This window comes from Halobaculum sp. EA56, from assembly GCF_051195075.1.
Classification (GTDB): Archaea; Halobacteriota; Halobacteria; order Halobacteriales; family Haloferacaceae; genus Halobaculum.
Genome location: NZ_JBNTJX010000026.1, coordinates 1 through 20,943, shown reverse-complemented (window position 1 = coordinate 20,943; position 20,943 = coordinate 1). Strand labels below are relative to the sequence as shown.

Sequence of the window (20,943 nt, the reverse complement as noted above, 5' to 3'; positions counted from 1 at the left end):
CTGGAGGCGGTCGACGAGTTCGTCGTGCGGTGTCGACTGTCGGTGGATGTCGATGGTGGCGCCGAGGTCGTCGAGGACCTCTTCCCGAAGTCGTTCCGTGACGAATTTGGAGATGCACGTCTTCCCCGTCCCGCTGGGTCCGGTGACGATAGCTGTGTCGGCTGGTTCTCCGTTCGTGATGGGCTCGAGGACGCTAGAAAGGTGGTTGACTTCGGCGTCGCGATGCTCAACTTCCCGAGGGACGAATCCGGCGCGGAGAACGCGAGCATCGCGGATCATCTGTTACTGTTCGACCTGTTTCCCGTCTAGTCATAAAAGCGTGACCGGGTTGTTTCCGGAAAGGCCTACATTATCCCTGCTTGATCGCTGTTTTGATAGCTTCTAAGAGCGCTTGGGCTCATTAACAGGTCTCTCCATAGGGATGTTCTCGGAAAGAGGCATTCCTAGATAATCAGCGTTCACAACTCGTCTGATCTACGGGTTGTGAGGTTCCTCGATAATCTTTGGTTCGAGCGTACTAACGCAGAAATATGAGTCCATTCTGGTGATCTCGTTCTGTTTTTCATGCGCCTGATTGGGTGAGGCGCAAGTTGCCTCAGGCAAACGATGAAAGGTCCAATATCAGTACCAGACTCTGTATCGGATCTCAAACTAACCCGGGAGCGAAGCCGAAACGAGATCAACGATTTCCTCGAGTCGGATATGGTAGACCACAAATTGGGAGGTATCCCTGGATGGAAGGCTGCGTTCGGAGCTCGTCATAAATCTAATCTAATTGCAGTCTGTGTTCTCGGTCGTCCAGTAGCCCGAATGGTCGACGAAGACAAAGAAATCTCAATTACACGGTACGGATCGCGACCCGAAAGGCCATCAAACACTGGTTCTTGGCTAATCGCTCGCGCTCGAAAGTGGGCGTTCTTAGAGGGCTATCAACGGATTTCTGCTCACGCTGGAGTAGCAGGTAACAAGGGGACGATTTATTCTGCGGCAGGTTTCAAACTAGTTCGGGAAGAGAAAGCTCAAGGGGATAGTTGGCAGTCGCGCGAAGGCCGGTCCTCAGTTGATGATTTTGTTCGTCGCAAGTGGATTTATCGATTGCGTGATTGAATTGTGATATAATCCGATTTGCTTTGTATGCAGTAGATGAGGTATAAGATGACCTAATTCGCACTTTACTACTTAGTTTGGTTCTGGCTCTTCACCCGTGACGGTTTGTCCGTCTGTACACCGGTGAAGGTACGAACATTGGCTACATTTCTGGACTGTTGGATTTGTCTTGTAGGATTCGATGTCCCCCATACTCGTCCAGAAGGCCCTATCATTCGTAATCCGTTCTCGGATCTGTCTCATGTCTTCCGTAGTCGGCACCATTCGGTCGAACTCCCCACTTCCAGTATGGGCTAATTGGACCCGAATCCGACTGAGTTCGGGTTCATACGCTTCGTGAGCATAGAGTGCATATGCTTGCATCTGTATTGTAGGGTTACTAAACCGGTCATACGCGCCTGTCTTCCAGTCAGTAACGACAAAGTCTCCCTCTGGGTTTCGCGTACAGAGATCTGGCTGGACGGTGACGGGTTCTTCGGAGACTTCGAACGTTTGGCGCGTTTCGTGGGCGATATACTGGTGGTCCTCAAGGTGGGGCCAAATCACCCGGAAGAACTGCCTGATGTGATTACGGGCTGTACGAACTAATGACCGCGTGAAGGAATCGCTATCGAAGGATTCCCCATCCGTAATGTCAATCCGATCAGCAATCGTCTCAGAATTCGCTTCGACATACCTCTCAAGTTCGTCTTTCGCATATTCAGTTGCAGTCTGAAGATGGATGTTCTCACCCCGAGCCCATCGTGCAACCTGCCCCGCGAGAGATTCGTGTGCGATAGTTCCCAGATAGGCCCCTGGCGACGGTGTATACTCACTATAGTCCTCGGTAGACTCGGTCTGTTGGTATCGATAAAAGAACCGCCGGGGGCACTCTTCGAACAGCTGTGCTGCCGACGCCGACCAGTTTACGTGTGCAAACTGTTCTGACCCATCCATTCCGCTATTGGAGTTGATCGACGATTGAGTGAGCCACCTCTGGCAACCGTTGGGACAACTCGTAGTCTGAGTAGTCCTCGTCGTACGTCGCCGACGTCGGGGCACGTGACCGCCGCAGACTCGAACGAATACCAAATGTCATCGTCGTCCCGTCAATCTCGATTTCCCATTTATCATCGTCAATCGCCCTGAGTGCAACATCTTCTTCCTTCAACTCCAAGGCACGTTCGAGCTGCTTTATCAGGCTCTGTGTCTTATCAGGACGAAGCGTTGGTGGAGTCCCCGTCTGTGCGTAATCGAGCAAGGCCAGCCCTTCGTGGCGATTCAACGAGTCGTGGAGATGGCGGTTCTGATACCGGCGCAGACAGTTGTGACACGCCGTATCGCATGAGCAACTCTCGAGGATTGAACGGGCTTCTGCACACACGGCGTCGAATTCCTCCCAGACGCGCGATGAGAAGCCAGCACCGCCAGCGGTTGTGTCGAAGAGGAAGACCTCGATAACGCCCCGTGCGTCGATGTCGGCGTGCTCTGCCGAACGAGTACGGAATCCACCTTCGAGTTCGTCATCTTCGATGCCCAGCGCACGAGATGCACCCATGACTAATGCTTCAGCTAACGACTGTCCTGGTGTCTCGAACCATGCTTCGGATGGAACAAACTCCATCTCATCACCTAACGGGATTTGGAGGACGGTCAAATCACTGGGGAAGCGATGGCTGAAACTCGTCGTGACTGTTGAGCCGGTACACTGATCATCCCAGTCATATTCTCCAACAAATCGGAGATCCTTGGGATATGGACGGGCGTGTGGGTTCGAGAGTGGACCTTCGCGGCTAACGGCCCCACAATCGGTGCAGACCTCGAATCCATCTTCATCAGCCCCAAAGTTAGCGACAAGAAGCTGTTCGTCATTCATCTTCCCCACTATCGAATGGCCAATGGATTTCTCCTCTGCCATCTCGCTAGCGTTCTCACTCTCGTGAGAAGTCGACGTCAGCGGGTATTTAGGCTGTGTCGCGTAGGCGCGGTTCTCGTTGTAGTCCGATCCTTTCTCAGCTGCACCTGTCTCATCGACTTTCGGTGCAAATGCCTCCGGGGTGTACATTTGAAGGGAACTGACGTTCGCTCCCTCACAGACTGGACATTCCATATCCCTGGCTGCTAGACTCTCATTATGCTCGTCAAAGACCGTCTTGCAGACGTCACACCAGTTCAACCAATCGAGGTCTCCCCAGTCTTCGCCAGCTACTCGGTTCTTCGGGTTGTCTGGGAATTTGACATAGACACCGTAGGACTCGTAGGTCTTCTTGTCAACGACGATCTCTCGGCCTGGTACGTACGTTGAGAGAGCTTGTTTCAGATCCCGAGACATCTGGTACTTGTTCTTCGGCTGTGACGACCCGGGCTCATTTTCGCGCACGACGAAGTCGGCCACATCAGTCGGGAACGAGAACGTCGGAAGGAGGGCTGCATCGAGAAGGACGGAAAGTAAATCGTCGTCTTCCGTGGATTGCTCTTCCCATTCTGTCTTGGCTTGTAGCTCCTGGAGTTCGCTTAGGAACTCTGTAGCGGCGTCGCGGACTAATGCGACCTCCCAGTCGGATGAACGTCCCTCTCCTAGTGCATCCGGAAGGAGGGCCCCCAATTGCTCGAGCGTCGACGATGAATCGGCGAAGATCTCTTCGTCCAGCCAGTCTTCGAACGCGGCGAGGGTTTGGTCCCCTTCTCCTTCAAAGAACTCGGCTGTACCTTTGAGCGAGCGGAATACGGCAGCTTCCGTCTCGACGGCCGATGGATCGAAGAACCGAGCAAGCAGCGAGGCGTTGATGTGCCGCCGGGCGATCTTTTCGTTGCCGGCGTAGATGACCGGTGCGTTCCCCTCGCTCGTTATCATCTCCTCAGGATTCTCGAAGTAGTGTGACTCGTGAGGGGAGTTGTCCGCGAAGGTGACGATCGTCGAGAGCCCAGCTCCGCGACGTCCTGCCCGACCAGCACGTTGCTCATAATTCTCTGGTCCTGGCGGGACCGTCCGCATGGCCACGCCAGTGAGACTCCCGATGTCAATCCCGACTTCCATAGTAGTCGTACAGCTTAATACGTCGATTGGCTGATCGGCCTCGGAGTCCCCGACAAGGATGTCCTGAAAGAGCAGTTCGTACTCTTCGGAGCGTGCGAATGCCTCGGAGTTGTCCTTTGCACTCAGTTGTGCGGAGTGCTCTTCTGAACGCAGCGTGAGCGGGTCCCGTTCGCCATGGAGCACTTCGCGTGGCGGGTTCCGAAGGAAGTTCTTCCGTGCCTGGAGATGGATGTCATCGTCACTAACCGGACTCAGAGTTCCGCGACACCCATCGTAGGGACACGAATCATTGAGAGACACTACCGAGAACCGGCGACATCCTTCACACCGGTACCAATCGTCGTCGAGTCGGAGATCGATTGTCGTTGCTTTTGGATTGACGAAGTAATTTCCGTGGGAGGCCCCAAACAACACAGGCTCTGTCGTCATCAACGCCCGTCTCAGACTATTCCACGCCTCTTCCGGCACTTCGTCGTCGAGTGATTCTACAACATATTCAGGGATTATCTCGCTGTGGGGGAGCCCCGTATCGTCCGGGTCAATCCAATTTTGGTAGGGATAGGAGTTCGAACGTCGTCTAGCTTCAATGCTTGAATCAAATGCCCGTTCCTCGCAGGCATGACGAAGCGCCTCGATGAGGATGCTCTTGAGTTGGTCTGTCTCAATTTCAGGGACGGCCTCATCGATTTTCTCAAACACTTCCTCGGACGGCGCAATGTACCCGACGAGAGCGCCGGTGATGGAGTACTGTTCATCGCCCAACGATCGGAGGAGAAGTTCCTCATACTGGCGGGGACGCTCCGACAACGCATTGCGTGCGGCTGGCACCTCCGGAATATCGTCGATGGACTCAAGGTAGTACTCATCAACAATATCGGACAGGTTCCCACGAATATCCTCGAAGTGGGAGCGTGAACCCTTATACACGACACCCGACTGATTCGTGTATTGGTCGCTGTCGTCGAAGAATACGATGTTGTTTTTCGCACAGTAGACTGCGAACTCGGCGAACAACCGATCCATCGTGATTTCATCATCCGCGGATCCAATAATGTCGGTTAAGACCTCGCGGAACGAGTCGGATTCAACGTTCGATTGGAGGTCGCGAGCTAAGCGGGCCGCCTTCTGTCGACCGTCAGAGAAGCACAATACCTTGCGCCCCTCGTTGGGGAACTCCTCTTTGAGTGGGTCGGTCGGCTGGATACCGAACATCGAGCGGACGCTGTGCGCGAATGGTTCCTCACCTTTGGTGACCAGATCTTCGACCTTCGTGTCGCCATTCGGACGACGTCGCTCTTTGATCCCGCACGCCGGACATTGGGTCCAACTCCATGCACCGCCCTCGTCCGGCGGCTCTTCAGTCGGGACCTGAACCTCGATATGAGTGGTCGGCCCTTCGTCGTCCACGTGCCGATCATCAACAAGATGGCCGGAGGCAATCGAGAGGTTTCGTGAGGTCGTCGTCTCGGCGAGCGAACGTCCGTGTTCGTGGTCTGGATTCGGGTCATCCCGAGGTTCCTCAACTAAGAGATGAAGCTCGTCCAAGTCCTCGCTGCTCTCAGGATCTGACCACAGGAACGTCGGCCCGCGGTCGTCGTCAGAGCGTCGATAGGCACGCAGATATGCTGCTCCACAGGTGCGGTGGCTAATCAGTTCGAAGACTCGACTGCCACAGGACTCACAGGTCGTGTGCGGATTACTGTAGATGCGCCCGAGGAGGTTCTCCCCCTCTGTTACCCGGCGGCCGCTGCATTCAGGATTGACACACGCATACTGGGCGGGGAGCCCTTTGAGGAACATATGCAGGCGTGTCGGAAGCAACGCCTGATCCTCCTCCTGGCGGGCCTCGGTACAAAGATACAGAAGATTACCCGTCGCCTCACGAGCCAGCTCCTGATCGATGTCCTCGAACAACTCTTCGGCAAGCGCCGATAGGCGCAGCGGCTCTTCACGAAGATATTCGTGTGCTAACCTGAAGAGTGGGTCATCGACTAACTGGTCAGCGAGGTACGAACGGACCGATTCTACGTCATTACTTTCAAGAGGATCCCAGCCTCGTTCGCTCGCAACGTTACGAATCTTCGACGGATCATCGAGTTGGTAACCAACCCGCTCTAGGAGTTGCGCCGTGCGTTTCTCGCTCGGTTCTCCACCCTCGTACTCCACCTGCTCACCGGTGATTACTGAGAAATCGTCCGGATCTCCGGTTGTGAGCTGGGCCGCAAATTCTGGGGCTGCTTCCTCTACGTTTTCGCCCATCGTCGCACTCGTGAGGATGAAGCGCACACGTTCGCGAGATATCCCGAGCTTCTGGAGCAAGCGGCTCAACAAGAGTGCCACCTCTGCTCCTTGGGCGCCTCGGTAGAGGTGAGCTTCGTCGAGGACGATATTCAACTCGTTCTCTTCGTCCTCGGCCAGCCATTCACGGGTATCCTCAAAGAGGGGTTGTTCGATTGGCCGGAGTAGCATGTACTCCAGCATCGAGTAGTTCGTAATCAGGAGATCAGGCGTCCCGCCATGGGGATTGCTTCCATCGCGAGTGTGCATCTCTTGACGCGTGAAGAGTTCCGTGTCGCCTGGTTGGGTACGAAAGTTTGTTTCTTTTGGTCTGTTATTATTATTCAAGAATCCTTCCAGATTCTTGGCCGGGATACGGCCTTTCTCTGCGAGTTGTTCGTAGAGGTCTGGCTGCTCTTCTTCTAACTCAACGTACCTTTTGATGACCGGCCTGACCAAATTATCGTTTTTGCTGGTGTCATACTCCCCGTGATAGGGTGTACGACTCGTATACATCCCAAACTGTACCCGCCGACCCATATAGTCCTCAAGTGTATCTGCTCCGTCCTCATCACCGAAGAGTAGGCGCATCCGCGAGAGTTGATCTGCGACGAGAGCGTTCATTGGATAGAGAACTAATGTCCGTATCCCACGTTTGTCGGCTGTTTCGCCTCGCGCTGCTTCTTGTGCGAGTTGACCCAGAATTGAGTAGAGGAAAATCTCGGTTTTCCCGGATCCTGTTCCGGTGGATACGATGAGGTCGTCCTCGTCGTTGAAGAACGATTGGAGAGCGTCGGCCTGGTGTTTGTACGGAGGATCGAAGATATCGAGATCGTCGCTTTCGAGATCTTTCAGCAAATCGACGACTTCGCTCGGCAACCCCAACTCTCTGAGGGAATCCCCCGAAACATAGGTCGGAGTAGCCTCGACCCACGGTTCGGTGGCCGTCTCTCCCTCGTCCATCAGGGCACGACGTTCCTTGAGAAGCCGCGGATGATGGAGGTGGTAACGTGATTCGATGTACTGTTGAAGGTCGTTCTCGAGCTCTTCCGAGACTTCTTTGATTGATTTCATTTTATGTGTTGTCGATGATGGTCACGGGCAGTTCGTCAAAGACCTCCCGCACTGAATCAGCATCGGTGTCCGAAATTCGCCATTGAAGCTGATACGACGATGTTTCAAGCCACTCTGCTCCGACTGCGTACAGCCAACGCATCTGTGCCCGCGGCGGTGCAAAGTCACAACTCAATAAGACCTCCTCCTCATATCCGGTGAGTTCAACAGTCTGTGGGTCCTCAGCCATTGAGTCAAGAATTAGGCACGCATGCTTGCGGTATTTCGGCGAAACACTGACAGCCCTGGTTTTGCCGTCGCCCGATTGAACCTTCAACTGGTAGGTATCGGCACCGTATTCGACTGGAACTCGCCACAAGCTGATCGCAGTTCCGTCTGCCTCTTCAATGACGAGCGGCTCACCGTCTACGGTGAATCCATAGTACTGTCCAGTGTATGGTGCCCAATCTTCTTCCGGTTCCCATGACTCCTGCGGTCGCTGTTCGATGTACTCACGTAGTGTGGCTGGCGTCGTAATCGGCGCCTCGTCCAGGCCGATGTATTCGTCTTTAGATTGAACGGGGATTTCTCTCGAACGCAATTCTGCTTCACTGGTGTCAGTAAGAATTCGCGTCAACCCCCGAAATTCGATATCAAGACCGGACTCTATGAATGGACGACTTGGATCTCCTGAAACGAGCACAGCCTCAGATTCGGAGATCATTACAGCTCGCGTCGGTGCTGGAGCATAGTACCCTTGTGAGAGTTGTATCACATCACCAAGGAACGTTATTGTGGGGCCGGTACGCTCTGTTAATGCTGCCCGGAACCACCCGACATCATCAGATACTTCGTCGGCACCAGCAACTGGCTGTCCGAGAACAGCTGCCAGCTTATGGACAACCCAGTGGCGGATTGCGGTGATGTGTGCTTGTGGATACTGTTGGCCACCCGATTCAGCTTTATCAGCAAGACCGAGTCGGATTGCCTCACCGACTATGGCGTCTCGGATACCGATCTCGGTCGATGGTAGTTGGTCACTACTCACGCCAGTAAACCGCGTAGCGAATGCTCGAAACGGCTCTTGGCCGAATCCCGCTTGCTGAAGTTGCTGCATCCGAGTATTGTGCCCGGGATTTTCGATATCACCAACCGAATCGTAGACCTTTGTCACCTTTCCAACTCCGCGGTCTCGGTGAAATCTAATGAGTTTCCCTTCGATTTTTTGTCCGATTCGGGCTTTGCCTCCAGAGAAGTGGACAGGCAACCCGTCCACATACGCGATAAGATTACTGCCATCGGTGTCATCTATCGTTGCCGTGAATGACTCGCCCTTTTTGATAGGGAGTTTGTCCCAGCGCTCACGGAGGATATTGAAGCGAATCCTGTAGCGTTTCCCACGTGCTCTTGCGTTCAGGATCTCTGCATATCCCGGTTCGCGTCCGACAACGTGCACTAAGTCGCCCTCGTCTGCTTGTACTGGTCCGAGTTCGACGAGTTCACCTCCGGCAACTGCGAGTCCTAGGCCGTACTCGTCGATCTTATCCACCTCTATGTAGGTTTGTTCTCCCTCTTGTGGAGGTTGGTCAGGAAGAAGACTACTTACATGGCGTCGAATGTGATCTTTGTAATCGTCCGCGAGAACTTCCTCGGTCAGACAAAGTGCGAAATGTATCGATGTTCCAGCGACTGAATCTGCCCCGAGATACCGCAATCGAACCGAACGACCGGGTTCGCACGTGACTGGGCCGATATTAATCCCTTCCCCATCGTATTTGACGGTGCAAGTTTTCCGTTTCGTAATCTTGTCTACTTCCGCTGTAAACTCGTCACCGGGTTCCAGATTCATTGTTCCCTCTGTGGAAAGCAGATCGATATGGTTCCAATACCATTGAACCGGATCTCGAGTTCATTACAGCCGCTCTCTACCCAGTGGATGACCTCCGAGATAATATCACTGATTGCTGTTACGTCTCGGCTGATTGTCGGACCGAGTGATGCGCCTTCAGCAAAGGTAGCGATTACTTCCAGTTCAAGGTCTTCTGGCCCGACATATTCGAGGTTGGTATGTAATAAATGAGGATTGAAACCAACGGGCATACGCTTTGAGGACAGACCTTCGATAGGTGAGAGAAAGTCACGATGTTCCTCATCTTGGATTTCAATACCAATTCGTCGTGATTCTGGCTCGGTTGCGTCTATGATCGTCGATTCTTCGGATGGGTGGAGGTGAATCAGACGATGCCGATCGGAGTTCCGCTGGTGGATACTCACACGACGCGATCCATCAGAGGGTATCTCAGTTGTGTAGTAACGAGGATTTCCCGCTCCAGTCCGATCGATTTCGACTGTCTCGTTTGCATCTTTGGGGATGGAAACGACCTCGAATATTGGATCGACCTCCTCGGAGGGAGTAACTCCAACGAGAACTGGTTCCTCTGGTGGTGCGTATAGGGGTGCCTCAACGGTTGGGTTTGTGTGTGCGGGTAATACAACGTCAGCATCGAAGCCGTAGTTTTCTGTACTAAGGCCTCCCCCATAGCGGTCGAGAAATGGTTCCGTCTTTTCGGACGCCCGGAACCCGACTAAGGATACATCTGCGAAGTCGTAGACGTCCACGAACGACACTTCGGATTTCGGGGGATTCTTTGAGACCAGATATACCCACATATCCTTGCGCACTTGGTGATCCGAGTTATATCGCTGCGCCCGAGTTTCGTCACCAACAAAGAGATCACCATGTTGGAGCCCCGAAGTAGTCCAAGTGCCGGTGATACTTCCGAGGGCATCTGGACCTGAGATTTGAAGTTCGTAACTATCCGCTGTTGGGTCAAGATCAAGCGTGACCTCTGCCTCCGATGGGTGGAAGTTACTCGGTACGGGGGGATGTGTGATTCCTGTTGCCTCGATTTCGACGTTTTCTAAGAGTGTGTCCACGTCCTCATCTTCTTGGATTTGATCCCAATCGAGTGATGGAACGATGCCAAATAATTCGATGCCACCGTCATGGCGTTGCCCTAGATAGGTTCGAATCGACCGCTCACGCTCACCCTCTTCGATGTCCGAGGTACGGAGATCCTCGATCATCTTTTCAACACCCTCGTCGCTGGACAGTGAACAGGAAATGTCCTCCAGAACGCCTTGCTTATGAGCGAAGTACTGGCGCTGAGTCCCAATACGAGGGGTTAGGAATTCACCACATTCTGGGCAACGGTAGTAGTCTGACTTACGTTGGGCCTCTTCTATTGGAGTTTTCGTTCCCTCCGGGTCGAGCCCGAAGGGGATAGAAAGTTTACTCACGAGTGGGTCGGAGCCCTCCGGTCCTAATCCTGATAGTCCCTTTACGCATGTGTTATCAAACCTGAGCGACAAATAGAATAAATCTATTGAAGAAACACCTACATGTAATCATCCAAATAATTGTGGCAGAATCCCCTGGGTCGTTTAGGGGTGTGGACTGATCTGAGTCGATACTCTTTTGGATTTCAGCAGAGAACGATTTGCCACATCAACCAGATTACTATGGGTGCGAATTCTGAACGGGAAGTAGATTTTTCGCCTAATCTCCCGGACCAGTACCAACGGCGATTTGAGGCTCTGACCGATGAACTAATCGAATTTCAAGAGGACCTCGACAGGGAAGTTGCCATCAAGGACGAGATTCGCTATATCGAGAACGAAATCGAGGATGAAGTAACTGAAGGCCAGATTCGATATCTCGCAGCGTTAGAGGTTCTCCTAGATCTCATTGAGATCAACTATGACATTCGCAAAAATTCCGAACTACACGTAGTTCGGCCGGATCCTGATCGCTACAAAGACGACCCAGAAGAGTTCAAGAAACAGGAACGCGCTGTCCTTCAGAAAGAACGACGGGCGCAGTTCCGAGAGGAAAGCGTCCGCGAGTTCGTCCGGAAAATGGAGCGAGACACCCGCGTAAATACGAATGGCGGGCGAAGTGTCCTTGAACTAATAACCGATGGGGAAGAACTCTACCAAGACTTAGCACCGCTTCAGGATCAGGACCAAGAGGAAATCGCCGAAGATCTAGAAGACGTTGTCCAACCCTACATACAGAAAGTAGAGACTGGGGAGAAATGTGATCACACCGAGTTGGACCTGATGGATATCTGGCGGTATTTCCGCTACACTTGGCTAACACCATATAACACGGTCCCTGGAAGAAACATCAACTTCCTTATTAGAAACGCAGCGAAGCCGAAAGACCCGGTGATGGGGATTGCGACACTGGCAAGCCCGATGATGAATCTGTCAGTCAGGGATGACTATATCGGCTGGACTATTGACGCGGTCGAAGATAAACTCCAGCGGAAGAAACGGGTTCACGAATACGAGGAGCAGCTGCCAGAAGAGAAGCGGACGCCGGACAAGAAAACTCGGACAGTCACCAATACAGAATGGCTAGAGACCGAGGAAGAATACGAAGAGAGGGTCAGCGAGTTCTGCTCCGATATACGAGAAGCCCTAGAGGACGCCATTAAGGACGCAATATCCAACATCCGACACGACGACTTTGCCGAGGAGCACCCTGAACTCTCTGAGGAAAGCTTCGTCAACCCTGACGAACGGGTTATCGAGATTCTTGAGCAGATAGAAGAGGAAGCCGAGCAGACCATTGAAAATGGTGAGGACGAGAACCCGGAGAAGATGGAGTCTTGGGAGGAAAGAAGTGAAACAGCCCTGTTCCGGAAAAAACGCGCTCGAGCACTTCAAAAGCTTCTCCGCGACCGAAAATACTTCCAAGAACACAGCGAAGAGGACGATGTCGAGTTCATCAGAACTGGGTTGAATAACGACTCCGGGCGGCGAGCTATCAAAACAGCTCTGAAGGAGATCAAAAAGGAGCGGGTCGGTGCCGGGATGATGAACATCATGGTATGTGGCGCTATCCCCCCCTATAACCGTATTCTCGGAGGGAAGCTTGTGGCGATGGCCTTGACGGGTCCCAAGGTCATCGACATGTACCAGGACAAATACGGCGACTACCAGAGCGAAATCGCCAGCTCGATGAAAGGCGAAGCAGTGAGTAAACGGAATGAACTGGTTTTCCTCGACACCACTGGCCTGTTTGAGATTGGAAGTGCCCAGTACGACCGTATCCGGGTTCCAACCGAAAACGGCGAGATCGAATACGACCAGATCGGGTACACTGAAGGATACGGTTCAATCCAGTTCGGTCCCGAAACACGAAAACGGATTAGTCAGGTCACACAGTTAGAGGAAGGTCGCAAGGTGGTCCGAGGTCGGTTCGGAGAAGGTGTCTCTCCTCGCATCCGGAAAATCCGCCGTGGCCTGAAGAACTGCGGTTTAGAGACGGATCTCTTGAAACACGAGTCTAGACGGATTGTGTACGGAATCGATCTGGCGGAGAACTCCCAAGACTATCTACTGGGAATCGACGACAACCCAGAATACTACTGGAAGTTCGACGACCCACAGAAGGAGCAGGAGTCAATCTATCAGTATTGGATTGATAGGTGGGCAAGCATGAGAGCTCAGAAACAAGACGTCTTGGAGAATATTAGGGAATTTGACAAGCAAGAATTCAAATTGAGCAGCGAGATCGATTTCGACAAACGGCAAGCCAGTCTCAGTGAGTTCATTATAAGCAACAGTTAACATGACGGGAACATTCGGTCACCAACATCAACGATAAATATGGGAATTGAAGCATCGACACTGAATCTACGATTCCTTTCACAGCTGGCACAGGGAGGCTTCGCTGAACAGCTCACTGACGAGCAACGCAGAGAAATACACATTACAACCCGTCTAGATGGTGAGGAATACCTACAGGACGCACTAGAAGATGGGAAGCAGGTCATTCTCACTGGGAACCCTGGAGACGGTAAAACACAGTACATCCTGCAGATGAAGCCTGAGTACCCGGAACCGGACTATTTCTATCTCTCTGACGCCTCCGAGTACGACGACTATACTGTCCTACTTGACAAATGGAAAGACGCCCTCGACGACGACCGACCTGGTATTCTCGCTATTAATGACGGCCCTCTTTACGAGATGACTACCCAACACGCCGACGACTATCCCTTCCTGGAAAAAGTTCGGAGCCAGTTCCAAAACCAGATAATCTACGACGAAGATCAAGCTGACAACGCTGATTTCGACTCTATCGTCGTCATCGATCTCAACAACAGAAACATTCTCACCCGAAAGGTCATCGGCCAAGCCATCGAGAATCTGACTTCGAATAAGTTCCTCAAAGAGAACAACGGCGACGACATCGACGGACACATCGCCTACAATATGGATAAGATGAGGAATGATCGTGTCCGAGAAAATATAATCCGGCTCCTACAGTCCGTGGGCCATCTGGACGCCCACGTCACCGTTCGTGACCTCCTGAACTTTCTCGCCTACTGCATTACTGGAGCCAAAGAAGAGAGCATCACCGAGTTTGACGAAGATCTGAAATACTATAACCTCGCCTTCAGTGGCAGCGGGAAGATCTTCACCCTCCTGAACGAATACTTCCATCCCCGTGACCTCACTCATCCATTTATCGACAGCAAACTTTGGGCTGACGCTGAAGAAGAGGTTTCACGGAGAGACGAAGAAGACTCAGAGGAAGAAGTCGACCAACGATTCATCGAGAAGAAACGTCAGTTCTACTTTGAGGACGTAGCCATCAAAGACTACGACGCTCGCGACCTCTATCACGAGACCAACTACTCCTTCCATAACCAGCGGAACAGGGACCGTTCGGCTGAAAGCGTGAAAGAGGACGTCATAGAGATGATTAACAGCTATTTCATGCCGGATTCTTCCAAGGGCTCCGACCTCCGCGTCTGGCTCTCCCACAACTATCGATCTAAAAGCTCCCTATCCCTTATCTCCCGGACAGAAATTCCCAAGCGCGAGTTGAACCGCCGAGTCCCGCAGCTCCATCCCGAAATCAGCGATGCAATGGACTACAACCACGACCACCACGTTCTCGAATACGAAGGACGTGACTCAACAGTCAGGCTTCGGATTGATCCAGACCTATCAGAGACACTCGGTGCCCTGAACGGCAACATCCCTTACATCCTACGTGGAAGGGAAGAAGAACAGCAGTTGCTCGAATTTATGGAAGAAATCGAGTACAGGGAAAGCCACGATGAAGATTACGGCACCGTCCATATCATGGACACGGAAACTGGCGAACTCGAGATTCTGACAGTCAACGATGACCGGTACCAGATGGAGCGGAGGTGAACACCAATGCCAATGAGACTTAACGACGTAAACTCCGACGCATCGGAAGCCGCATTCGGATTCAAAGCAACCTCTGCCTCTCTAAAACCGGTGCATCTCTCCCAGGTCGTCTTCAGTAACGTTCTGGGATCTACTCACCAGTCGGAGGACCTGTTCAAATTCGTCGAGAAACCTGGGAAAACCCCCTCCAGCGACTTGGACGAGAAATACCACGGCCTGTTCGAGTCCTCCCGCGATCTCAGTGACGAACAAATGGACAATCTTCGGTACAGGATGCGGAAGGTCTTGGACAACGACAACGCCCTCTACGCAAGTAGTCCACGACACTCTGCAATGACCTCTATGAGCGACTGGTTCGTCGCCTACCGCCGAATCGGTGTAACACCGTCACAGTTCATCTACACCGTACTGGACGAATCTGACAGTGACATCAATCAGAAGTTGACCGACCAGCTTCAGGATCACCACGACGCTATCTCTCTCCTGTTCCGGCCACTGGCCAAAGACGGAGGGAAAGGCAACGTCACGGTCTCACCCTGGGAAGAACCTGTCCTGGGAGACGCATTCGGGGACGGGAAGATTGCGGATGAATTCGTCGAAGGCTTCGAAACCCTGTCGAAGCACCTGAAGGACTCCAACGGCGACTACGACCTGAACTACGCCCGTGACCTTCGCCGCACCATCAAATTCGGCGGGTTCCTGCTCTACGTCTATATGGCCAACCGGCATAATGAGATCCGGGATGACGGGGGCAAAGACGAACCTGTCCCAATCGTGCTGAACTACACCGGAAACAGGAACAACCCGGTAGCCGACGCCAGCCTTGAATCATTCCGCGTCGTCGGGTCGGAAATCCAGTTAGCCACTAGGCTTGGTGTCAAGCACGTCCTTGACCTGCAGGGCTACAAAGACTACAGCGAGGAAGACGTCCTCCGAGAACTCGAGAACCACAATTTCCTAGAACTGAACCGGAATAAGGAGGACAAGATCGAGCAGGACTACGAAAAATTCGAGCAGGTATTCCGAGCCTCGCGAGACCCCGAGAAGGATACCACCTTCCACAGGCTGGTGGATGCTGTAAGCAACGTCATCCACGACTTCTCGAACCGATTCGACACATACACACCGCAGTCCACAGCCCAGACCTTCGCCTGGCGTGCCGGGATCCTCAAACCACGAGGAAACCGGGCGAACAAACGTAGGTATCGGCCCGACCCCGAGATGCTGGAACCCGTCCTACTCTCCGTAATCGAACCAGGCACGAGCATGTCTCTCCAAGATCTCTCAGAAGAACTCCGGGAACGGTACGGGATCATCGTGGGCGGAACCGAACAGGACCGTAGCCACCTGGCGGAGTGGGACATCCGCCTCGGTGCCAGCGCATCCGAAAGTGATCCGCTGAACAACCAGAACTACGAGGGCTTCAAAGAAGCAGTATCAAGCCTTGGATATGCTGAGGAATACGCGGACGGCGTTACCATCGTCTCTGTCCCCGAGGAGGAAATATGAGCGAAACCACACAGACACAAGACAGCTCATTCGAGAGCAACGAGGATCTGATCGGCAAAGCAATCGCTAACGAGACAGTCGACCAGCTGACCGAGGAAAACATCGGAGTTATAATCGAATCGCCACCCCGATTCGACGCTGAGGAGTTCGTCGATATTCTCTGCAGTAACGCACGGTACGATGTCGGCCTTGCTATGGTCAGCATCGATGAAGCAGACATCGACGATCTCCAGTCACGGACAGAGGACTCCTCCGTCAGACTCACAGACAAAGTTAGTGTCGCCGTCAACTGGCGGAATGGGACCGACACCGGATTCGAATGGGACGGACGCATCGAACCAGAGAAACTGGTGATTCTGGTTCGGGGAGACCACGCCCGCCTGAATTCGATGAAAGATTTCGAGGGTATGGTCGACTTGCCTCTGGCAGAAATCACGCGAGAAATCACCGACCAGATGCAGGCCCAGAAACAGTTCACCGACAGTCCCCCAGCCCAAGCTATCTGGGAAACCCTTGGCTCCGACCTCTACGACAGGTTCGAAATCCCTGCAGTTGCTGACTACGCAACGTCGACGCTCAAAGAATCAGAACAAGGTTCACTCGACGCCCTCGGAACCGAACTCTACAGACTGCGGCTGTTCAATGATCCGGGGCTTAACAATCCCGATGAAATCCCTGACAGGCTTTCCGATAACCTGGATCTCGTGCTGCGGGTCTCCCATATGTCGAATAGGGATCGACGCCGGCTCACTAACAGTGTCACCAAAGTCGACGACAGTGAAAGGGAAGAACGGGAACAATCCGTAGCCAAGCTTCGACGATTCGAACGAACAGGTGACTCGGAGATCCTCGCCGACCTGACGTACAATGAGGTCAACGAGATATTCTCCACCTCCGGCCAGTCCAGCCAGCGACGTTCAACCACCAGCACTCGGAGAGACGTCGAATCCGCTAGCGTGGAGGCAGTCTTCGACGACAACAACGAGGAACTGGAACGGCTTTCAGAAGAGTTCGATGACCAATACCGAGAAGCCGTCGAGGAAGAAGAAAACCGGGTCGACATGGAGTTCACCGGAGATGAACAGTTGGCCTTTGACGTCAACGACGACCTCTACTACTTTATTGAGCACTTCGTCACCGAGGACTCCTTCGGTGGTATCATCCACAACCCAGAGGACAGGCAAAGCGCGATCAAGAACTTCCAGGCTCTGAGAACCGAGAAGTTCCAGCCACGAGGCGAAGACAGCAGCTTCGAAAAACTCCGTAGAGTGGCTGAGAACAGCGGCAAGTTCGAGGACTTAGTTGCATCCATCGACCGATACGTAACAGCCCGTAGCGAACTCGTCGACGCCCTACCAGGACTATTATCCGCACCGCTTATCCGGCTTCTCGGAGACGATGACCTGCTCGAATCCGCAGAAAACTACATAGAGGCCTACCGTGAGGTCCAGGACAAACTGGACAAGAAGTACCGGGAGATTCAGGACGTTAGCTCCGAAGGCTCCTCCAAGCTTCTCTCCGACTTCCTCCTATTCGACACCGTCATTCTCGAATACGAAGACGATAGAGAACTCGTCCTCTCCCCACTCCACCCGCTCCACCTCTGGAAGTACTCCGAACTGGCGCGGGAGATGAAGGACGAAAAAGAGTCGCTGACCGAGGAAGAACGCAACTTCCTCATCAACAGCGTCGAAGAACAGCCACACGTCCTCCGCAGCATCCACGTCGGCGGGAACTACAGACTGGCGGATGAGACCTATCTCGTACAATCCGCGGAGCTCGACAGGCTGCCTGTCTATACCCGAATCGAGAATGCTGCAGAAGGAACGAACTCCAAGTTCTACGACTACGTCCTCGACAAGTTCACGTCAGCATACCCACCGTCTCAACGCCACCTCAAGATCAGCGTCATCGATCCTCTAGATCCTGTGGACCTTCTCGCTGACATCGCTGACTTAGCGGAGAAAGAAGAAATCCAAGGCGCAACAGTGGAGTTCGCCTTCATCGAGGACGAAGAGAAACCTGTCCTCAACGGCACTGCCTCACCAAGCGTCTCCGAGGATATCACTAATCTGTTCGGCCCAGACAACGACTCTGGGGAGTTCGAGATCGTTACAACCGAACATCCCAGCTATGACTCATACGCCGAGAGCCTGAAAGGCGACCCACAGCACTTCATCCTGATTAACGACCAGAGCAACTTCAGCATCCAGACCTTTGAGCGTGATGCTGAGACCACAATCCACCCGCTGTACGTCCCGAAAGAGTTCGACTACGACCTGCTTGAGGACAAAATCAATATCTCGCCGTCGAAGGAAGGAGTCCTCTTCTCCGAATACCAGGACCTGATCAACCAGCTGTATAATCAGCGGCAGGCCATCCACAATGCTGAGGTCAACGAACTCAACGTCGAAAAGGAGACTATCGACGACCTCCTCGACTTCGCGATCTGGGTCTCCATATCCTCACCGCCGATGAACGGCAACCCATTCTGGAAGGACAACCTGATTTCCAGAGAACGACGCGGCGAACGCGACTTCGCCACGTACTCAGAGGATATCGACTACTTCCGACGGGTTCTCCGCCGCATTATTACCGAATACCGTCTCGCGCCTGACGACACCGACTTGGAGGATATCGCGGAGAGAATCGCTGACCTACAACAAAGCGGCCTTCTCCGCCTCATTACCCGGGAAACCCTCGGCAGCGGGAAATCCAGAAATACGAAGGGCCTGCTTGGCTCCATCATCGCCGTCCAGTGGCTCCAGCAGACGCTGGCAGATCCCAAGCTGATCTTCTCCATCGACAACCCGCGTACCCGGGAATGGCTGAATCTGGGGGACAGCGAAAGCCGGGCCGACATCCTTACTGTCCAGTTCGACGATGATGGTGGCCTTATCCTCGACATCATCGAAATCAAGACTCTGGAAGAAACTAGCGGCGCCTACACCGTCAAAGACGAAGATGGCACCAAGGTCGTGGAAGGAAACGCTGTCGACCAAGTCTTCGAGACGACAGACACAATCCGCGGCCTGTTCACAGGCGACAAAAACCTCACCACGTCGCCCCGAAAAGAGGCTCTCCGCGAACAACTGTACTACGAATTGACCTCCGCAGAAGGGATGGAGGGTAAGCAGGAGTGGGCAGATCGGATTAACGACGTCTTCAACGGGGATGCCCAAATCGAGATCAACCCGAGGATCGTATCGGTCGAAGTCACCAGCGAAGCCACTTCGGACGAACGGATTGACGGCGTAACTCCGAACGCCCAGTCCATCAGGGTTGACAAGCTTCCCCGACAATCAATCAAGCGGCTGATTGTCAGCGGCATCGAGGACCGGGAAGACCAACGGCCGGAAGAGGATGCCGAAGAGGAAGCTGTCGCAGAAGAAGAAACGGACGAAATCGACGAAAGCGAGGCGGAAGTCGACGGAGAGGAAACCGGTGGGGAAGAGGAAGACACCGTCGGCGACGACGAAAAGACAGACGTCAATACTGAATCTGCTGACCGGTTCGGCGATCCCGAAGAATACACTGACTTAGTAGAAACCCTGAAACGGGTTCTCAACGAGTTCAAGATCAACATCCGAAACATCGATCCCGACGATATCGATGTCGGACCAAACGTGGTACGCTTCAAGATCCGTCTAGCACCAGGCGAGAAACAGAGTTCTCTGGAGCAACGGACAGAGGACATCGCCCGGGAAATGGCGTTCGAGAAAGAACCGATCGTCCAGCGACTGCCTGGAACAGAGTACGTAGCTCTGGACGTCCCCCGGGAAAACAACGTTGTGGTACCTCAACGCGACTACAGAGACCGGTACAAGCCGTCCGATGAGATCGAGACATCCTCACTACCCTTCCTAGCAGGCGTTACACCAGACGGTGATGTCTACCGTTCTGATCTCTCTGAAGCACCACACATGTTGGTCGGCGGGGCAACAGGCAGCGGGAAGACCGTGTTCCTGTACTCCTTGATTATGAACTTCATGGAGCAGAAAGGCGAAGACAACGTCGAGTTCGCCTTAGTTGATCCGAAGGAGACCGACTTCATCTTCTTCGATGCTCTGCCAAACCTTTCTAACGGCGAAGTGATCACTGACGCCGAAGATGCTGCCAACCTGTTCGAGTGGCTCGTCGAGGACGAAATCCCACGTAGAAAACAGCTGCTGCGGGAAAGCGTATGCCGTGACATCGGAGAGTACAACGAGCAGAACCCTGATGACCAGATGAAGCCGATCGTCGTCATCATCGACGAATACAGCGACCTACTCCAGCAACTTGGAGAAGACGCTGACGACACCGAGGACAACGTGCGCCGAATCGCCCAAATCGCACGGGCACAGGGTATCCATCTCGTCATCTCTACCCAGCGACCTTCACACGAAGCTATCGACACGGACCTCCGTGCTAATCTGGATACTCGGGTGGCTTTCCGGCTTCCAAAGCAGTCTGACTCTCGAATTCTAATCGACGAAGGTGGAGCAGAGGAACTTGGCGGAGACGGAGACATGCTACTGAAAGAAGCGGACAGAACCACTCGGCTCCAAGGCCTCTATGTAGATTCTGACGACATCCGTAACCTCATCAATCAATATCGGTGACCACTAGGAATGTAGAATTCAAATGCCGTTCTTGGCCCTCCACGACGGCACCGAGGTCATTCCGAATCAGGTACAGAAAGGGGATCTCCTCGAGTGCCCGAAGTGCGGCGATCAATTGAAAATTCGCGACTCCCATCG

At 53.3% G+C, this 20,943-nt stretch carries 9 protein-coding genes and 1 pseudogene; 5 read left to right on the top strand and 5 right to left on the bottom strand.

Going from position 1 to position 20,943, the window contains the following annotated elements:
- A pseudogene (locus ACQUQ1_RS20435) lies at positions 1–279 on the bottom strand (AAA family ATPase); the annotation flags it as partial.
- A gap of 327 nt (positions 280–606) precedes the next feature.
- Here ACQUQ1_RS20435 and ACQUQ1_RS20430 point away from each other — a divergent pair.
- Positions 607–1,107: an XF1762 family protein gene (locus ACQUQ1_RS20430; RefSeq protein WP_394351767.1), complete on the top strand. Its 501-nt coding sequence runs from the start codon at positions 607–609 to the stop codon at positions 1,105–1,107.
- 72 nt (positions 1,108–1,179) lie between these two features.
- Here the strand turns inward: ACQUQ1_RS20430 and ACQUQ1_RS20425 are convergent, their stop codons facing one another.
- From ACQUQ1_RS20425 to ACQUQ1_RS20410, 4 genes are read right to left on the bottom strand one after another with little or no spacing between them, the layout of a single operon-like run.
- Complete coding sequence (locus ACQUQ1_RS20425; RefSeq protein WP_435066098.1) at positions 1,180–2,043, bottom strand: PD-(D/E)XK nuclease family protein; 864 nt, start codon at positions 2,041–2,043, stop codon at positions 1,180–1,182.
- Between the two features lie 4 nt (positions 2,044–2,047).
- On the bottom strand, positions 2,048–7,474 hold the full coding sequence (locus ACQUQ1_RS20420) for a DEAD/DEAH box helicase (protein ID WP_435066097.1): 5,427 nt from the start codon (positions 7,472–7,474) through the stop codon (positions 2,048–2,050).
- Position 7,475: 1 nt separating this feature from the next.
- The gene (locus ACQUQ1_RS20415) at positions 7,476–9,302 is read right to left on the bottom strand and encodes a hypothetical protein (RefSeq protein WP_435066096.1); all 1,827 of its coding nucleotides are present in this window, start codon (positions 9,300–9,302) and stop codon (positions 7,476–7,478) included.
- Positions 9,299–10,753, bottom strand: a complete 1,455-nt coding sequence (locus ACQUQ1_RS20410) for a hypothetical protein (RefSeq protein WP_435066095.1) — start codon at positions 10,751–10,753, stop codon at positions 9,299–9,301. The genes ACQUQ1_RS20415 and ACQUQ1_RS20410 overlap by 4 nt, the downstream gene beginning before the upstream one ends.
- Before the next feature lie 222 nt (positions 10,754–10,975).
- Here ACQUQ1_RS20410 and ACQUQ1_RS20405 point away from each other — a divergent pair, with 222 nt between their 5' ends.
- The 4 genes from ACQUQ1_RS20405 to ACQUQ1_RS20390 are packed head-to-tail and all read left to right on the top strand — an operon-like array spanning position 10,976 to position 20,805.
- Positions 10,976–13,093 (top strand): Druantia anti-phage system protein DruA, encoded by a 2,118-nt coding sequence (locus ACQUQ1_RS20405; protein WP_277524533.1) that lies wholly within the window; start codon positions 10,976–10,978, stop codon positions 13,091–13,093.
- A gap of 39 nt (positions 13,094–13,132) precedes the next feature.
- A complete protein-coding gene (locus ACQUQ1_RS20400) occupies positions 13,133–14,692 on the top strand; it encodes a hypothetical protein (RefSeq protein ID WP_251344700.1) in 1,560 nt (519 codons plus the stop codon).
- A gap of 6 nt (positions 14,693–14,698) precedes the next feature.
- Positions 14,699–16,201, top strand: a complete 1,503-nt coding sequence (locus tag ACQUQ1_RS20395; RefSeq protein WP_435066094.1) for a hypothetical protein — start codon at positions 14,699–14,701, stop codon at positions 16,199–16,201.
- Positions 16,198–20,805 (top strand): DNA translocase FtsK, encoded by a 4,608-nt coding sequence (locus ACQUQ1_RS20390; RefSeq protein ID WP_435066093.1) that lies wholly within the window; start codon positions 16,198–16,200, stop codon positions 20,803–20,805. Before ACQUQ1_RS20395 ends, ACQUQ1_RS20390 begins: the two co-directional genes overlap by 4 nt.
- Positions 20,806–20,943 lie beyond the last annotated feature (138 nt).

Excerpts from the sequence above, each read along its gene's own strand:
- ACQUQ1_RS20405 (WP_277524533.1), top strand. The coding sequence starts at position 10,976 with ATGGGTGCGAATTCTGAACGGGAAGTAGATTTTTCGCCTAATCTCCCG.
- ACQUQ1_RS20425 (WP_435066098.1), bottom strand. The coding sequence starts at position 2,043 with ATGGATGGGTCAGAACAGTTTGCACACGTAAACTGGTCGGCGTCGGCA.
- ACQUQ1_RS20400 (WP_251344700.1), top strand. The coding sequence starts at position 13,133 with ATGGGAATTGAAGCATCGACACTGAATCTACGATTCCTTTCACAGCTG.
- ACQUQ1_RS20430 (WP_394351767.1), top strand. The coding sequence starts at position 607 with ATGAAAGGTCCAATATCAGTACCAGACTCTGTATCGGATCTCAAACTA.
- ACQUQ1_RS20415 (WP_435066096.1), bottom strand. The coding sequence starts at position 9,302 with ATGAATCTGGAACCCGGTGACGAGTTTACAGCGGAAGTAGACAAGATT.
- ACQUQ1_RS20420 (WP_435066097.1), bottom strand. The coding sequence starts at position 7,474 with ATGAAATCAATCAAAGAAGTCTCGGAAGAGCTCGAGAACGACCTTCAA.
- ACQUQ1_RS20395 (WP_435066094.1), top strand. The coding sequence starts at position 14,699 with ATGCCAATGAGACTTAACGACGTAAACTCCGACGCATCGGAAGCCGCA.
- ACQUQ1_RS20390 (WP_435066093.1), top strand. The coding sequence starts at position 16,198 with ATGAGCGAAACCACACAGACACAAGACAGCTCATTCGAGAGCAACGAG.